The following is a 17,086-nucleotide window of genomic DNA, read 5'->3' on the forward strand; positions in this document are numbered from 1 at the left end:
GATGCTGCGCGAGAACAAAGCCACGCGAACCCGCCGCTGGCGGTACCGGCTCAGCATCGCCCGGCACGAGCCGACCCTGCTGATCGGCCTGCTCCTGATCGCCGTACTGGCCTATCTGGTCATCGCGCCACTGGTCGCCGTACTGTCCGACGCCGTTCGGGTGCAGTTCGGCGACCAGCCGAAGACCGGTCAGTCGCCGGGCGAGCTCACCGGGTACTACCTGTGGCGGGTGTTCCGCTCGCCGGTCAGCTCGATCGTGTTCTGGCAGCCACTCGTCAACACGATGGTGGTCGCGATCGGCGTCACCGTACTGGCCCTGCTGCTCGGTGGTACGGCGGCCTTCCTGCTCACCCGGACGAACGTTGTCGGCCGCAAGTGGTTGTCGACGGCTCTGGTAGTGCCGTACATGTTGCCGTCTTGGACCTTTGCGCTGGCCTGGCTGGCGTTGTTCAAGAACGACCGTTCAGGTGGTCAGGTCGGCATTCTCGAGGCCTGGGGTGTGCGAACGCCGGACTGGCTGGCGTACGGCGCGTTCCCGATCACGATCTGCCTTGGACTGCACTACTTCCCGTTTGTGCTGCTGTTGTTCGGCAACGCGTTGCGGCGGCTCGACTCGCAGTTGGAGGACTCGGCGCGCATCCTTGGCGCCCGGCAGCGAACCGTGCTCGGCCGGATCACCCTGCCGCTGATGTTGCCGTCGCTGTCGTCGTCCACCCTGCTTGTGTTCGGGCGCATCCTCGGCACGTTCGGTACGCCGTACATCCTCGGGCTGCCGGTGGACTTCAACCTACTGGCCACCTCGTTGTTCTCGGCGGTGCGTAACCACGAGCCCGGTATCACCGCCGTGATCGCGACCGTGATCGTCGCTATCGGCGTACTGGTGGTCGTGTCGGACGCCCGGTTGCTGCGCGAACAGCGCCGGTTCGTGACGGTCGGCGGTAAGGGCGCGATGGACCGGCTGACCGACCTCGGCCGCTGGCGCTGGCCGGCCGCGGCCGTTGCCTTCGGCATCTTCCTGCTCGGAGTGGTGATCCCGGTCGTCACGCTCGCGCTGTCCACTGTGACGGTGACACCGGGCATCTTCACCCGGGAGAACTTCACCCTGAAGTACTGGATCTCGGACAACCTCGCGGGCGCGCCCGGTTTCCCGCACGGCATTCTGCGCGGCACGGAGCTGTTCGACGCCGCCTGGAACAGCCTGCGCATCGTCGGACTGGCCTCGCTGATCTGCGGACTGGTCGGCCTGCTCGTCGGGTACGTCGTGGTTCGGTCCGACGGCTCCCGGATCGCGAGTTTCCTGCGCCAGATCAGCTTTCTGCCCTATCTGGTTCCGGGAATCGCCTTCGCGGCGGCGTTCCTGTCGCTGTTCGCCGTTCAGCGTGGACCGATTCCGGCGTTGTACGGATCGATCACGCTGCTGGTGATCGTGCTGGCCGTCACGCATCTGCCGTACGCGTCGCGCTCGGGAATCAGCGCGATGACGCAGCTCGGCCGGGAACCGGAGGAGGCGGCGCAGATCGCCGGCGCCGGCTGGTTCACCCGGGTCCGGCGGATCGTGCTGCCGATCCAGAAGGGCGCGCTGGTGACCGGCGTGATCCTGCCGTTCATCTCGGGCATCAAGGAACTCAGCATCGTCATCATGCTCACCACCACCGGCACGCAGTTGCTCACCACGCTGTCGATCAACCTGATCGACTTCGCCTACGACCAGATGGCGAACGCCGTCGTGCTGGTGATCGCGCTGGTGTCGTTCCTCGCCACCTATCTCACCCAACGACTGACCAGGACCAGCCTGGCGTCCGGACTCGGAGGCTAGCCCGTGCCCGACATCACCCTGACCGCCGTCAGCAAGGCCTACAGCGCCGGCGGGCCGCTGGCCGTGGACAACCTCGACCTGACCATTCCGGACGGCTCCTTCACCTGCCTGCTCGGCCCGTCCGGCTGCGGCAAGACCACCACCCTGCGCATGATCGCCGGCCTGGAGCACCCGACGCAGGGCTCCATCCGGGTCGGCGATCGCCAGCTGGACTCGGTCGAGCGCGGCATCTTCGTACCACCCGAAAAGCGCGGTATGGGCCTGGTCTTCCAGAACTACGCGTTGTGGCCGCACTTGAGCGTACGGCGCAACGTCGAGTTCGGGCTCACCGTGCGCAAGACACCTTCGGCCGAACGGAAACGACTGGTGGACGCGGCCCTGACGATGATGCAGATCCTGCATGTCGCGGACCGCTATCCCTCCCAGCTGTCGGGCGGCCAGCAGCAACGGGTGTCGCTGGCCCGGATGCTGGCGGTGAATCCCGCGGTCCTGCTGCTGGACGAACCGTTGTCCAACCTCGACGCCACCCTGCGGCTGGAGATGCGCGCCGAGCTCAAGCGCGTACACGACGAAACGGGACACACCATCGTGTTCGTCACGCATGACCAGCTCGAGGCGATGACGATGGCCACCCATGTCGCGGTAATGCGGGACGGCGTACTGCAACAGCTGGCGCCGCCGCTCGACGTTTACCATCGCCCGGCGAACACCTTTGTGGCCGCCTTTCTCGGCAGTCCCGCGATGAACCTGTTCGAGTGCGGGCCGGAGGCGGGGGTGCTGGGCCGGCAGGCCTGGAAGTACCTCAGCGGTGGCGGGTTGACCGGTGGCGACGTACACGCCGCCGGCGTACACACCGTCGGAGTACGGCCGGAGGCGTTGCGGATCGTGGATGCGCAGGAGTCGACCGAGGCCGATTGGGCCTTCGATGCGACGGTCAAGGCGGTTCTGCCGACCGGAGCGGCTTGGACGATCTCCCTGATGGTCGACGACACCGAGCTGTATCTCGTTACCACCAAGGCGATTGCCGCCGTGAGCGGGGACACCGTGCGCTGTGCGGCGGCCGCGTCGGCCCTGCATCTGTTCGACTCGTCGGGTGCCCGCAATGACCTGGCCGACGTACGGCCGGAGCTCGCGGGCACGGCCCATGCCTGAGCTGATCCAGCCGAGCGCGCTACTGCTCGACTTCGGCGGTGTGGTCGTCAGTACGGCGAAGCGCGCGGGCTGGGCCGACGACCTGGCCCGGGCGATCCACCCGCGGCTGGGCTCGGCCCTGAGCCTGGACGACGTACGGTCCGATATCGAGGCAGGAGCCAGCGCGGACAGCCAATGGAAGAACGCGATGTCACGGCCGTTGGCGCCTCGCGAACTCACGCACGCCGAGTTCTGGGCCGACTTCGTGGCCGCGGATTGGCCGGCGGAGCCACGGGCGTGGGTCACCGAGCACGCCACCGAGCTGTGCCGCCGGATGGGCGAGCTGCGGCAGACCCGAACCGTACGGCCCGGTATGGCCGAACTGCTCGACACGGCCGACGACCAGGGCCTGGTGGTCGCGATCGTGAGCAACGCCCTGTCCGGGCAGGTGCATCGCGACTTCCTCGAACAGCAGGGCCTGTCCGCGCGGTTCGCCTTGCAGGTCTACAGCGACGAGGCCGGGGTGCGAAAACCGAATCCGGAGATGATCGGGATCGCGGTCCGCGAACTGGACGTCTCCCCCGGCCTGGTTTGGTACGTCGGGGACAATTTCGATCGGGACGTCGTCTGTGGCTGCCGGGCCGGAGCCGGGGCGACGATCCTGATGGAGGCCAAGGGCACCTACGACACTCCGTTCGCCGTTCGGGCGGTTCCCGACGCCGTCGTCGCCGATCCGTACGAACTCCGCGAGTTGCTGCTCGCCGTCTCTAGGGGGAACCATGACTGACCCGACCTACTCATCCCGGTTGCGCGAGATCGCCGCGGACGCCACCCGGCTGGTCGCCGCGGACCTGGTGACGGCGTTCCGCGCCACGATGCACGTCGACTTCAAGCGTGACGAGCACGATCCCGTCACCGAACACGACCGGCGGGCCGAACAGCGCATCGCGGAGTTCCTCACCAGCGCCGTACCCGGCAGCACGATCGTCGGCGAGGAAGGTGGCCGCCGCGACGGCACCACCGGCGTCACCTGGTACGTCGACCCGATCGACGGCACGGCCAACTTCGCGCACGGCCTGGCCTTCTTCTGTACCTCGATCGGCGCGGTCGTCGACGGCGAGATCGTGGCCGGCGCGATTCTCGATCCGATGGCCGGCACGTTGTTCAGCGCCGATCAGTCCGGCGCCTTGCTGAACGGCAAGCCGATCCGCTCCACCGGTGTCACCGACGAGTCCCGGGCGATGCTGATCACCAGCTATCCCGCCGCGCGCGACATCGCGAGCGACGGCGAGGCCAGGCTGTCCCTGTACGCCGATCTCGTGACGGCGTACGGCACCGTACGGCGCCCGGGCAGTGCCGCGCTGAGCCTCGCGCACGTGGCAGCCGGCTGGGCGGACGCGGCGATGGGCACCTCCGTCAGCGCGTGGGACATCTGCGCCGCGAAGCTCATCGTGGAACAGGCCGGAGGCAACTATCACGGCTTCCGCGGCGAGGGCTGGGACCAGCCGGCCTACGTCGCGTACACGGCACAGCTGCGCCCGGACGCCTTGCGCAAGTTCGTCTCCTCGTACGGCGACGGCTCGGCCGGTCCAACGTGGTGACGCCATTGCGCTGGCCCTGGCTGGTCACGGATCTCGACGGCACCCTGGTCGCCCGTGACCTGGTCATTCCCGAGCGCAACCTCGCCGCGATTCGCAGCTACCGCCAGGCCGGTGGAACCGTCATCATCGCGACCGGGCGCAACGAGGCGTCCGCCGGGCGGTACCACGCCCAGTTGGAGCTCGACACCCCGCTGATCCTCTACAACGGCGCCCGGATCGTGAGTCCAGGCGGGGACGAACGCCTGCTGGATCTCACCCTTGGTACGCCGACCGCCCGCGCCTTCTTCGAACTCGTCCTGCCGGCCCTGCCGGAGGGCGTCGGCGCCGTCGGTTTTGTCGAGACCACCGCCCACGTACTCAAACCGGCGGCGGCGCTCACCCGATATGCCGCCCGGGACCAGATCAGCCTGCTGGCCGGACCGCCGCCGGCCGATCTCACCAAGGTGATGCTGATCGCCGCGCCGGAAGCGCTCGATCGGCTGGAACCAGTTGTCGCCGGGCTGCTGCCGAAGACCCGCCAGGTGCGGTCCGAACGGAGCTACCTGGAGATCCTTCCGATCCAGGCCACCAAGGGCGCGGCCTTGCTCAAACTGGCCGAAGTGCTTGGTATTCCGCTGGCCGGGGTGGCCGCCATCGGTGACAACCCGAACGATCTGGAGCTGATCGAAACCGCGGACCTGGGCGCCGTACCGGCCGATGGGCATGCCGACATGCTGCGCATCGCCGACGCCGTGATGGGCCCCTGCGCGGACGGCGCCGTCGCCGACCTGATCGAACTGATCGCCCGGACCCCGGCGCTGGAGGAACGCCCGGCCTGAGCAGCCCGCCCTGGAGGAACGCGCGGTCCGGGGACCTCCTGGCCGCGGCCGCGCGTTGGCCCGGCCGCCCGAGTGGGTACCGGGCCGGTATGACGACCTGGACAGAGCACCGGCCTCTTCGTAGCGCGCTGGCCCTCGGCGTACTGGCCGCCGCCGTGACGGCCGCCGCGCTGATCGGCGTACTGGCGGTCAGCAACACCGCCGGGCAGTACGCCGATCTCCGCCAGCCTGGCTGGGCACCGCCCAGCTGGCTCTTCGGCCCGGTCTGGACCGTGCTGTACGCGATGATCGCGCTCAGCGGCTGGCTCGTCTGGCAACGAACCGGCTGGTCCCGCGACCTGGTGCCGTTCGGCGTACAGCTGGTGCTCAACGCCGCCTGGACCCCGCTGTTCTTCGGCCTCGCCGCCCGCGGCCCGGCCCTGATCGACATCATCGCGCTCTGGCTCGCCATCGCCTGGACCGTGCTCACCTTCCACCGCATCCGCCCCCTCGCTGCCGCCCTCCTACTCCCCTACTGGGCCTGGACCACCTTCGCCCTAGCCCTCAACGCCACCCTCTGGCACCTCAACCGCTAACACCCCCGCCCCGGCGCGCCCCCTTGCCGTTCATCGGACCCTTGTGACGCGGCGTGTCGGCGTTCATCGGACCCTTCTGACCACCGCTCGGCCCTCCAGTTCCGACCGTCGACCGTCGGAATCGGGGGTGGACCTGTCAGATTTCGCACGTCCACCCCCGATTCCGACCGCCGACGGTCGGAATCGGGGAGGCCCGCACAAGGACGGGCGCGCCGAGTGGTCGCGTTCAGACGTGACCACTCGCGGGTGGCTTTCACGGCGGCGTACGGGGCGGAGGGTGATTGTGCCGCTCCGGCTTCAGCCGCGGACAGTACGAGTGGGCAGGGTGTTCAGATCGGTGGGGCCGGGGCGGCCTCGGCGGCTGCCGCGGTAGGCGCGCTCCCGGATAGTGCGGAGCCAACGGGGCGACAGCGTCGCGGCCGGCGGGTGGTTGACCATCGGATCGAAAACCAGCTCGGCCTCGGTCGTGACGGCCTCGCCCAGTACCAGTTCGCCAACCGCAATCCACTCGCAGCTGATCCCGGCCAACCGCAACGTGAAGGCCCGCGGCGCTTCCGCCGGCAAGTCGGCGGTCGAGGCGTTCCGCGCGTCCGGCCCGGCCGGAATCGCCACCAGCCAGAACCGCTGCCCCGCCACGTCGTACGGCATGACCGTGCCGTACCGGGCGCTTCCCCAGTTCAACGCGGGCCACGGCAGCAAGCGCGTCAGACGACCCATGCCGCAACTCGACAGCAGGACGTCGCACAGTCCTCCGGACGGCAGGCTGAGCCGTATCGCCAGGCCCAGCACGTCGGGATAACCCCCAGGCGTTCCGCCGCCCTTGGACAACCGGACCAGCGCGTCGTACCGGCCTCGCGGCAGGCCCAGCTCATCCAGGCCGGTCAGCTCGACCTCGGCCGTGAACGTCCGGCCGTCCGGATGCAGCACGGGCCCTCGCCGCAGCCGGGCCAGGTTCTTGAAGACAGAAGGCATCTGCCCTGAGTACCCACCCGAGGGCGGGTGGACACGGGATCGCCTACTGGGCCTGGCGGATGGCGTCGGCGACGATGCCTTCGGCGACCGTGCGGAGTTTGGTGTTGCCGGTTTGGGAGGTTCGGACCAGGAAGGCGAAGGCCCGGGTGCTGTCCAGCCGGTACCGCTCGATCAGAATGCCGACGGCTTGACCGATGATCTGGTGGCTCTGCAGCGCGGCGTTCATCGTGCCTTGCTGGCGGGACCATCCCATCGCCACGGCCACCAGCTCCGCGAACATCTCGCTCAGCAACCGGGCCTCGGCATCGATGACGTGTGGCTCGACACCGTAGAGGTTCAGCGCACCGCGGGCGTGCGGTTCGGCCCGGAAGTGGTACGCCAGTTGCGAGCTCAGGCCGAGATCGGCCGCCTGCGGCCCGTACCGCGGCCAGCGCGGATCCGCCGCCAGGTCATCCACCTGCACCACCGGTTCGGTGATCGCCGCGTCCAGGCTGGGGCCCTCGCCCAACTCGTATTGGAGTTCGTCGGCTTTGGTGGCGATCGAGTCCGTCGGGGCGAGGGTTTCGATCGCACCGCCGCGAGCGGTGACCGAAATACTGGCGTACTCGATACCGTCGATGCTGTCGACCGCACTCATGGTGATCTGCCGCAGGGCCTCGTCCAGGTCCAACGGCAACTTCAGGGCTTCGGCCACGTCAGTGACGAGCTCCACCAACTGCGTTTCGTGCAGCGGCATGTTCATGGCCTGGTCAGCTCCTACGGCTAAAGCCGACGTGAGCATTCGTCAGCCCCTACAGTGTGCACCTCCCCGGCCCGGACGCCAGAGGTGACGCGGATTCCGCTTCGCCGTGGCGGGTACCGGGCTGGCTCCGGAGCCGCGTCCACCGGCGTTCGCGGCCGGACTGGGAGGAGTACGGGTGTTCGAGGGATTCACGCTGGACCGGGTCCAAGCCGGCGATGTCACCCTGCGCGTGCGGTACGGCGGCGCCGGCTCGCCGGTGGTCCTGCTGCACGGCCATCCCCGCACCCACACGACCTGGTATCAGGTGGCCCCGGCGCTGGCCGCGGCCGGTCATACCGTGGTCTGCCCGGATACGCGTGGCTACGGCCAATCGAACAAACCCGCGAGCACCGAGGACCACACGCCGTACTCCAAACGCACGATGGCCGCGGACGTGGTCGCGCTGATGAGGGCCCTCGGCCACGAAACCTTCGCCGTCGTCGGCCACGACCGGGGTTCACAAGTCGCGTATCGCACCGCGCTGGACCACCCGGACGCCGTCTCGAAGCTGGTCGTGATCGATGGCGTGCCCACGGTGGAGGCGCTGGACCGGTGTGACGTGCGGTTCGCCTCCGAATGGTGGCACTGGTTCTTCTTCGCCCAGACCGAGAACCCGGCGGAGCGGGTCATCTGCGCCGATCCGGAGACCTGGTACAACGCTTGGACGGCCAACGGCCCGGCCGAACTCGGCCCCGAGAACCACGCCGACTTCCTGGCCGCGATCCGGAACCCGGCGACCGTGCACGCGATGATCGAGGACTACCGGGCCGGGCTCGGCCCCGATCCGCGGGCCGACGCGGCAGATCGGGCCGCCGGGCGGCGGATCGAGTGCCCGATGCTGGTGCTGTGGTCCACCAAGGACGACATGGAGCAGCTGTACGGCGACCCGTTGGAGGTCTGGCGGCCGTGGTGCCCGCACGTTGCCGGCCACGGCATCGAGTCCACCCACCACGTCGCCGAACAGGCACCTCAGGCGCTGGTGGACAGCCTACGGAAATTCCTTTGAGATATCGACGGCCGGGTAATTTCGCCCGGCCGCCGATATCTCAGTTGAAAGGATTTACCAGGAATCGATCGAGAAACTGTTCGAGGTGAAGTTGAGACCACCACTGGACGAGGTGATCTCGAATCCGAACTGAACCTCGCCGATCACGACATCACCGAACCAGCCGCGGTTCCTGATCCAGTTCATCACGGCCTTGATATCGACCGAACCGGCATTGGTGTTCGACGTGCGCACAAACGAGAAAACCTCGTTCGAGCCGTTTGTGCCCTTGTGCACGTCCCAGGTGTGACCGCCGACCGAGACAGTGGTCTGCCGGCCGCCGATCGGGCCGACCGCGCCTTGCTTGTTCATCCAGATCATCACCTCGTAGCGGTGATTGTCGGCCCAGATGTCGTACGCGGCGGTGTAGGCGCCGGCGTTCGGACGGCTCACGTTGAAGCTGCTGCGCAGCGTGCCGACCGAGCTCAGCCGCTTGTTGATGTTCTTACCGGCGTGCGGGTACGACTTCACCCCGCCCGTGTTCGGGTGGTTGGCCCAGACGCCCCACTGGCTGTAGGAGTTGGCCCAGATCGACTGCGGGCCGGCGCCGCCACCCCAGACGTTGTTGCGGACGACGTAGCCGCCGTTGTTCCAGGTACCCCACTTGTCGGACGACTCGAACGTCGCCGCGTGCGCGGGGGTGATCGCCGCCACCAGGCTGGCGATCACGGCGACCGCCGCGACCGGAAATCTCCATGACTTCGGCATTTTGTGTTCCCTTTCCCCAGAGCGGACACGGCCGTACAGAACGGCCGCGGAGGAATCGAAGCGCTTCGAATACAGGCTTTTAAAAAAGGGGGGCTTGCCTGTCGAATTCGAATCGAATCGACAATACCGTGCAATTCGCCTGCCGGCGGATTAGGAGAACTATTACAGCCAGCCGAATTCCGGTCAACAACTCATCCGAAATTGAACAAGTGTCCCGGGCCCGAAGGCCCGGGACACTCGCTTATCGAAGGGACAGATCGCGGATGTTCGTATCGCCCGCGCCGAACACCAGATAGATGTCCCGCACGCCACGGGCCAACCGCGAATCCACTGCGCCGGAAACCGACGACCACTGGTAGCGATCGCCCGTACCGGTCGCCGTCAACGTGCCGGCGATCGGCCCGTCCGGACGCCCGATCCGCACCTGGATGCTCGCCGAGCCGGTTCCGGCCCGGGAGACCGAGGCGGTGATCGACCGAACGCCCTGGCCCAGTCGCACCCCACGGAAGGCGATCCAGTCTCCCGCCTTCGTCCCGCGAACGGCGTCACCACGGACCTTCGAGGCGTCGATCAGCTCGATACCCGCATAGTCGTCGAAATCGGCCGCTGAGGTCACCCGGCTGAGGTCGCGCGGCGGGATCTCCTCACCACGCACCAGGATCGCGCTACGGCTACGCAGGTCGGTGGACGAGCTACCGGCCATCAGGTCGTGCGCCGAGGACTCCACCACCCACTTGTTCCGGGTCACGTCCCACGATCCGAGGTCGGTCACCTTGACCTCGAAGCTGACCGTACGACGCTGCCCCGGCGCGAACGACAGTCGCTGGAAGCCGCGCAGCACCTTCAGCGGCTGCTCGACCCGCGACGTGCGCTGGTGCGAGTACAACTGAACGACCTCGTCACTGCGGACCTTGCCGACGTTCGTCACATCCAGGCTGACCTTGACCGTACCGGTGGCGGAAACCACGGGCCGGTCCACTCGCAGCGGCGAGTACCGGAACTCGGAGTAGGTCAGACCGTGGCCGAAGGAGTACAGCGGCTTGGCCCGGTGGTACTGGTACGTCCAGCCCGCCTTGATGTTGTCGTAGTCCAGCGCCGACGGCAGCTCCGCGTCGGTCCGGTACCAGGTCTGCGGCAAGCGCCCGGAGGGCGAGTAGTCGCCGAACAGCACATCCGCGAGGGCCCTTCCGGTCTCCTGGCCGGCGTGCGACGTCCAGAGCAGCGCGGGCACCTTGGCCGCGTCCCAGCTCGCGGTGAGCGGGTAGCTGCTCTCCAGTACGACGACCGTGTTCGGGTTGGCCGCGGTGACGGCCTTGACCAGCGCCTGCTGGCCCAGTGCCAGCTCGGTGCTCTGGCGATCGTCGTCCTCACGCCCGTTCACGAACGGCATGCTGCCCACCACGACCACGGCGGCATCGGCCTTCTTCGCGGCGGCGACGGCCTTCGCCGTTCCACTCACCAGCACGTCCTTGCTGAACTGCGCCGCGCCATCACTCGTCTCGGCACCAACGGTCAGGGTGCCGTCGGCCCGCAGGACGACGTACTGGTTCTTGCCGTACCAGGACTCCTTGACCTCGTTGCCGCGGTACCGCAGCACGTAATTGCCGTTGGCAAGCTTCTCGAGGCCGAACTTCTGCTGCACGAACCAGCCGTTCGGCTTGTCCTGGTCGTTCACCAGCGACATGTCGCCGGCCCGGGAGACGAGCTTGCCATTGGCAACGGAACGCAGGGTGACGTTGCCGCCGCCCCAGTCGAACACGTCGAAGGCCTGCTCGTCGCCGGCCGCGGCGCTGTCGGCCACCAGCGCACCACCGGTCGTGGCGGTCGGCGCGGAGACGTAGCGGCCCGTGCTCACCGAGCGCAGCGCGATCCGGTCGATGCCCTCCTCGGCGTTGACGGTGGCGCTCGTGCCCAGGCGATCGGCGATGCCCTTCTTGGGCGTGATCCGGTACGGCATCGTGCCGCTGTACCAGTCCTCGTACAGCGTGTCCGCGAGCGGCCCGATGACCGCGACGTTGCGGGTCTTCGCCGCCTGCAACGGCAGCGTCTTGCCCTCGTTCTTCAGCAGTACCAGCTGCTTGCGAGCGGCCTCGCGGGCCAGTTCCTGGTGGGCCGGGGCGTTGATGACCTCGGGCCCGATCTTCTCGTACGGGTTCAGCCCGGCAGGGTCGAACTCACCCAGCCGGAACCGGATCGACAGCAGGTGCCCCACCGCCCGGTCGACGTCCGCCTCGGCCAGCAGGCCTTGCGCGAGCGCGGCCTTGACCGACGCCACCGTCGGACCGCCGTTGGCGTCGTTCTCGGTGAAGCTGTCCACGCCGGCCTTGATCGTGGCCGCGGCGGCCTGCGCGGGCGTGGCGAAGTACCGCTGGGTGCCCGTGAGGTTGCCCACGCCCGAGGCGTCGCCAACGATCATCAGGTCGTCGCGGGACCACGAGCGGACGAGTTCGTTCAGCTCCGGCGCGACGTGCGTGGGCCGCCCGTTGAGCAGGTTGTACGACGCCATCACGCCGGTGGCCGCGCCGTTCTCGAGGGCCGGCTGGAACGCCTTGTACTCGTACTCCCGCAGCACCCGCGCTCGTACGCTGGACGAGACCCGGCTGCGATCGGCCTCCACGTTGTACGCCGCGAAGTGCTTCAGGGTCGGCGCCGTCTTCAGATAGCGCGGGTCATCGCCCTGCAGCCCATGGCCGTAGGCGGTCGCGATCTCCGACGTCAGCAGGGGGTCCTCGGAGTAGCCCTCCTCGTTCCGGCCCCAGCGTGGATCGCGTAGCTGGTTCACGACCGGCGCCCAGAGGTTGAGTCCGTTCTTGGCCGGGTTGATCCGGTTGAACCCGCGCGCCTCGTCACCGACCACGGAGCCGACCCGGCGGATCAGCGCGGGGTCCCAGGTGCTGCCCAGGCCAACGGCCTGCGGGAAGACGGTCGCCTCACCCAGCCAGGCCATGCCGTGCAGCGCCTCGGTACCGGTCTTGAACGGGCCGATCCCCAGTCGCGGGATGGCCGGCTGGTACTGGTGCAGCAGCGAAACCTTCTCATCGAGCGTCAACCGGCCGAGCAGATCGGCGCGCCTGGTTGCGAGAGGCAACTTTGCGTCGCGGAAAGCCGGTTCGGCCTCGATCCGCGCATTGATCGACTGAGCGTCCGCGTCGGCGCGGGCCGGCTGGGCGAACAACAAGCTCACCGGCAGCAGCAAAGCAAGCGCTAGCGCGGTCCGTCTACGAGTGACGGCTGGCAAGAACTGGGTCATGGCGGCCCCTTCGGCGGAGAAAGCTAGATGGCCCGATCGACCCGCCCACCGCCGAGTGATCAAGCCGGGCGGGAGTCGTCGAAGCGGTTCGACAGTGTCACGGCCACCTGAGACCGTCAAGAGCCAGCAGCACTTTGGGTATCGAGACGATGACGACAAGGTGAACGGCTACCGCGCGGGCTCTTGACACACGACGCCCGCCCCTTGACTCTTTTCCCAGCCGGAATTGTCGAAGCGCTTCGACCTCCAGCTTCCCAGCCGCCGCCAGGAAGGGCCCACGACCGTGGTCACGATCGCCGATGTCGCCCGCCATGCCGGCGTCGCGCCCAGCACGGTTTCCTATGTGCTCAGTGGAAAACGATCCATCTCCGGCGACACCCGTGAGCGCGTCCAGGCCAGCGTACGAGCTTTGGGCTACCGCCCCAACGCCAGCGCGCGCGCCTTGGCCTCGAACCGCTCGAACGTACTCGCGCTGGTGATCCCGCTGCGAACCGGTATGCACGTGCCGGTGCTGATGCAGTTCGCGACCTCGGTGGTGACCACCGCCCGCCGGTACGACCACGACGTACTGCTGCTCACCGCCGACGAAGGCCCGTCCGGTCTGGAACGGGTGGCGCAGAGCGCGCTGGTCGACGCGCTGGTCGTGATGGACGTCGAGCTGCACGACGAACGTGTGCCGGTACTGCGCGAACTGCCGATGCCGTCCGTGCTGATCGGTTTTCCCGCCGAAGCCGAAGGCCTCACCTGTATCGACCTCGACTTCGTCAACGCCGGCGCCGAGTGTGTTGATCACCTCACCGATCTCGGTCATCGCTCGATCGCGCTGCTCGGCACCCCCTCGGCCGTCTACGAACGTCAGACCGGCTTCGCGCATCGGACCCTGGCCGGTTTCCGGTCCGCGGCCGAACGGCGTGGAGTGACCGGTATCGAAACCCCCTGCGAGAACACCTTCGAGGCGGTGCTCGAGACGGTTGGCCAGCTGCTGGACGAACACCCGGACCTGACCGGCATGGTGGTCCAGAACGAGCCGATCATCGGCCCGCTGCTCGACGTACTGCGCCGCCTCGGCCGCCGGGTGCCCGAGGACATGTCGCTGATGGCGATCTGTGCGGACGACGTCGCGGAACGGCAGGTGCCGCAGCTGTCCTCGGTCGCCATTCCCGCCGACGAGATCGGCCAGCAGGCGGTCGAGAGCCTGATCGCCAAGCTCGAAGGCCACGAGGTCCCGGCCCTCACGCTGTTCCCGCCACGACTCACCCCCCGCGCCAGCACCTGCGCCGCACCCTGATCCGCTCCGTCCTGTCCTGATTCCGCTTGGTCCCGCCCGGCCCGGACGCTTCGACGCCTTGTCGAAGCGCTTCGACTCTTCCTCTGTGAGGTCCGCCCATGGCCCTGCAACGTCGCAACTTTCTCGCTCTCAGCGCGGCGGCCGGTGCCGCCGGACTGGCCGGTCTCCGCCCCGACCTGGCCAGAGCTGTCAGTACGGCCGGTACGGCTACTGAGCGCCTCCTGCTGACCGGGCGCGACCGCGAGCAGACGGTCGACTGGGACTTCATGGTGACGAGCGGCCGTCGCGCCGGCACCTGGGCGAAGATCCCGACGCCTTCGCACTGGGAGTTCCACGGCTTCGGCACGTACAACTGGGGCTTCAACCTCGTGCCCGAGGAGAAGGGCCACTACCGGCACAGCTTCTCGCCACCGGCCCGCTGGCAGGACAAGCGCACGTACCTCGTGTTCGAGGGCTCGATGACCGACACCGAGGTCTGGATCAACGGCCAGTCCGCCGGGCCCCGGCATCGCGGCGGCTTCTACCGCTTCCGGTACGACGTGACGGATCTGCTGCGTCTGGGCAGTCCGAACCACCTAGAGGTCGTCGTACACAAGGAATCCAGCGACGAGTCGGTCAACCGCGCCGAACGGATGGGCGACTACTGGAACTTCGGCGGCATCTTCCGGCCCGTATACCTGCAGGCTGTTCCGGCCGAGTCGATCGAGCGGCTGGCCGTGGACGCGCGGGCCGACGGCTCCTTCGCCGTGGACGTGTACCTCGATCGGCCGCGAACCGCAGACCGCGTGGTGGCCCAGATCCGCAAGCTGGACGGCACTCCGGTGGGTAAGCCCTTCGCGGCCTCGATCGCCGCGGGCGAATCCACCGTCACGCTGCGAACCAACGCGGGCAAGATCCGTACCTGGAACGCCGAAGCTCCCAACCTCTACCAGGTCGAGGTCCGGCTGTATGCGGGCCAGCGCGAGTGGCACCGGACCAGCGAGCGGTTCGGCTTCCGCACGGTGGAGGTCCGGCCCGGCGACGGCGTGTACATCAACGGCAGCAAGATCGTCTTCAAGGGCGCCAACCGGCACACCAGCTGGCCCACCTCGGGCCGGACCAGCAGCCGCAAGCTGAGCCGCGACGACATCCTCCTGATGAAGGAGATGAACATGAACGCGGTCCGGATGGCGCACTACCCGCCGGACACGCACTTCCTCGACCTGTGCGACGAACTCGGGCTGTACGTGCTCGACGAACTCGCCGGCTGGCAGAAGAAGTACGACGAGGAGGTCGCCGCGCCGCTGGTGAAGTCGCTCGTGACGCGGGACGTCAACCACCCGTCGGTCGTGTTCTGGTGCAACGGCAACGAAGGCGGCTGGAACACCGCGCTGGACAGCCACTACGAGCGGTACGACCCGCAAGGGCGCAAGGTGCTGCACCCGTGGGCGACGTTCAGCGATATCAACACCGATCACTACGAGTCGTACGACAGCACCAAGCGGATCCTCGAAGGCGACACGATCTTCATGTCGACGGAGTTCCTGCACGGGTTGTACGACGGCGGGTCCGGTGCCGGGCTGGACGACTACTGGAAGCTGATGGCCGGTACTCCCCTGGGCGCGGGCGGATTCCTCTGGGCGCTGGCCGACGAAGGCGTCGTACGCGACGACCGCGACGGCGCCATGGACGTCATGGGCAATGCCGCGCCGGACGGCATCGTCGGCCCGTTCCGCGAACGCGAGGCGAGCTTCGCCACGATCAAGGACATCTGGTCGCCGGTCCAGCTCACCGACGCGGATGCCCTGCGGCAGCGGTTCCCCGCGCGCTTCACCGGGCAGATCCCGATCACCAACCGATACCACTTCACGAACACGAAGGCCTGCCGGTTCACCTGGACGCTGTCGGACTTCGCCACCCCCGCCAGTGGCCGGACTGGTTCCACCGTCCGCGTCCGCGGTACGGCCGCCGCGCCGGATATCGCGCCGGGCGCGAGCGGCGTACTGGATCTCAAGCTGCCGCTCAACTGGCGCCGTTTCGACGCGCTCACCGTGACGGTCGAGGACAGCACCGGCCTGGAACTCACGAGCTGGCGCCTCACCGTCGGCAAGGCCGCGGACCGGGTCGCCAAACTCGTTGACCGAGGCAACTGGCGGCACGTCAACGGTAGCGCCGACGGCTCGCTCATCACGATGCGCGCCGGCCGTACGGAGATCCAGGTGGACGCCTCGACCGGCCGGCTGGCAGGCGTACGCGCGGGCGGCCGTCCGATCTCCCTGGCCAACGGTCCCGCCCTCTCGACCGGTACGGCGACTCTGGCCGGGTTGACGCACGGGGCCGAAGGGGCGTCGTACGTCATCAAGGCGCAGTACAGCGGCGACCTGCGGTACGTGCAGTGGCGGTTGCACCCGAGCGGTTGGCTCCAGCTGGACTACGAGTACTCGCTGGCCGGGGCGCATCCGTTCTTCGGGGTCGACTTCGACTACCCGGAGGCGGCGATGACGGGTCTGACCTGGCTCGGGCAGGGGCCGTACCGCGTGTGGAAGAACCGGCGCCGGGGATTGCTCACCGACGTGTGGCACAAGACCGCGAACGACACCGCGACGGGCGCCTCGGGCTGGGAGTATCCCGAGTTCAAGGGGTACCACGCGGAGACCTCGTGGGCGATGCTGCACACAACCGAAGGCCAGATCCTCGTGGTCGCCGAAAACGACGACCTCTTCCTCCGTGTTGGCACGCCCAAGATGGGTCCCGATCCGCGCTTCACCGCCCCACCCTTCCCGGCCGGCAACCTCTCCTTCCTAGACGCCATCCCCGCCATCGGCACCAAGTTCGACCCACCCACAGCCCTAGGCCCCCAAAGCCAACCCACCCCCTCCCAAACCCCCCACCCCCGAACCCTCCACTTCAACTTCACCCCCTAGCCACCCCGCTCCCCGCCCAGCGCCGGCCCTCCCTGTGGAAACCCCCACCACGGCCGGACCCCAAATACGGTCGCCTGTGGAAACCCCTGCCACGGTCGGACCCGAAATACCGCCGCCGGTGGAAACCCCCTCCACGGTTGGACGAAGTATGCCGCCGGTTGCGGAAACCGCTGCGACAGTACGACGCACGGGGCAGCC

13 protein-coding genes are annotated in these 17,086 nt (G+C 68.1%); 9 read left to right on the forward strand and 4 right to left on the reverse strand.

What is annotated here, in order from left to right; genetic code table 11:
* Nucleotide 1 precedes the first annotated feature (1 nt).
* The 6 genes from ACFFGN_RS08070 to ACFFGN_RS08095 all read left to right on the forward strand — a co-directional run bounded on the left by ACFFGN_RS08070 (nucleotide 2) and on the right by ACFFGN_RS08095 (nucleotide 5,941).
* Nucleotides 2–1,816, forward strand: coding sequence for an ABC transporter permease (locus ACFFGN_RS08070; protein ID WP_380044731.1), 1,815 nt, complete (start codon nucleotides 2–4; stop codon nucleotides 1,814–1,816).
* A gap of 3 nt (nucleotides 1,817–1,819) precedes the next feature.
* A complete protein-coding gene (locus ACFFGN_RS08075; protein WP_380044733.1) occupies nucleotides 1,820–2,968 on the forward strand; it encodes an ABC transporter ATP-binding protein in 1,149 nt (382 codons plus the stop codon).
* Nucleotides 2,961–3,734, forward strand: coding sequence for an HAD family hydrolase (locus ACFFGN_RS08080; protein ID WP_380044735.1), 774 nt, complete (start codon nucleotides 2,961–2,963; stop codon nucleotides 3,732–3,734). The genes ACFFGN_RS08075 and ACFFGN_RS08080 overlap by 8 nt, the downstream gene beginning before the upstream one ends.
* Complete coding sequence (locus tag ACFFGN_RS08085) at nucleotides 3,727–4,548, forward strand: inositol monophosphatase family protein (protein ID WP_380044736.1); 822 nt, start codon at nucleotides 3,727–3,729, stop codon at nucleotides 4,546–4,548. The genes ACFFGN_RS08080 and ACFFGN_RS08085 overlap by 8 nt, the downstream gene beginning before the upstream one ends.
* Nucleotides 4,545–5,366 (forward strand): HAD-IIB family hydrolase, encoded by an 822-nt coding sequence (locus ACFFGN_RS08090; protein WP_380044738.1) that lies wholly within the window; start codon nucleotides 4,545–4,547, stop codon nucleotides 5,364–5,366. Before ACFFGN_RS08085 ends, ACFFGN_RS08090 begins: the two co-directional genes overlap by 4 nt.
* 89 nt (nucleotides 5,367–5,455) lie before the next feature.
* Entirely contained in the window at nucleotides 5,456–5,941 is a 486-nt protein-coding gene (locus tag ACFFGN_RS08095) for a TspO/MBR family protein (protein WP_380044740.1), read from the forward strand.
* A gap of 297 nt (nucleotides 5,942–6,238) precedes the next feature.
* Here the strand turns inward: ACFFGN_RS08095 and ACFFGN_RS08100 are convergent, their stop codons facing one another.
* On the reverse strand, nucleotides 6,239–6,913 hold the full coding sequence (locus ACFFGN_RS08100) for a hypothetical protein (protein WP_380044741.1): 675 nt from the start codon (nucleotides 6,911–6,913) through the stop codon (nucleotides 6,239–6,241).
* 43 nt (nucleotides 6,914–6,956) lie between these two features.
* Nucleotides 6,957–7,655, reverse strand: coding sequence for a GAF and ANTAR domain-containing protein (locus tag ACFFGN_RS08105; protein WP_380044742.1), 699 nt, complete (start codon nucleotides 7,653–7,655; stop codon nucleotides 6,957–6,959).
* A 175-nt stretch (nucleotides 7,656–7,830) separates the two neighbouring features.
* On the opposite strand from ACFFGN_RS08105, the gene ACFFGN_RS08110 reads away from it, so the two are divergent.
* A complete protein-coding gene (locus ACFFGN_RS08110; RefSeq protein WP_380044744.1) occupies nucleotides 7,831–8,700 on the forward strand; it encodes an alpha/beta fold hydrolase in 870 nt (289 codons plus the stop codon).
* Between the two features lie 54 nt (nucleotides 8,701–8,754).
* Here ACFFGN_RS08110 and ACFFGN_RS08115 read toward each other — a convergent pair whose 3' ends face one another.
* Both ACFFGN_RS08115 and ACFFGN_RS08120 read right to left on the reverse strand, forming a co-directional pair.
* The gene (locus tag ACFFGN_RS08115) at nucleotides 8,755–9,447 is read right to left on the reverse strand and encodes a glycoside hydrolase family 12 protein (RefSeq protein WP_380044745.1); all 693 of its coding nucleotides are present in this window, start codon (nucleotides 9,445–9,447) and stop codon (nucleotides 8,755–8,757) included.
* 241 nt (nucleotides 9,448–9,688) lie between these two features.
* Complete coding sequence (locus tag ACFFGN_RS08120; RefSeq protein ID WP_380044746.1) at nucleotides 9,689–12,697, reverse strand: glycoside hydrolase family 3 C-terminal domain-containing protein; 3,009 nt, start codon at nucleotides 12,695–12,697, stop codon at nucleotides 9,689–9,691.
* A 226-nt stretch (nucleotides 12,698–12,923) separates the two neighbouring features.
* Here ACFFGN_RS08120 and ACFFGN_RS08125 point away from each other — a divergent pair, with 226 nt between their 5' ends.
* Both ACFFGN_RS08125 and ACFFGN_RS08130 read left to right on the forward strand, forming a co-directional pair.
* Entirely contained in the window at nucleotides 12,924–13,985 is a 1,062-nt protein-coding gene (locus tag ACFFGN_RS08125) for a LacI family DNA-binding transcriptional regulator (RefSeq protein WP_380044748.1), read from the forward strand.
* Between the two features lie 98 nt (nucleotides 13,986–14,083).
* Nucleotides 14,084–16,888, forward strand: coding sequence for a glycoside hydrolase family 2 TIM barrel-domain containing protein (locus tag ACFFGN_RS08130; RefSeq protein ID WP_380044749.1), 2,805 nt, complete (start codon nucleotides 14,084–14,086; stop codon nucleotides 16,886–16,888).
* Nucleotides 16,889–17,086 lie beyond the last annotated feature (198 nt).

The sequence above is a fragment of the Kribbella deserti genome, assembly GCF_042434725.1.
GTDB classification, from domain to species: domain Bacteria; phylum Actinomycetota; class Actinomycetes; order Propionibacteriales; family Kribbellaceae; genus Kribbella; species Kribbella deserti.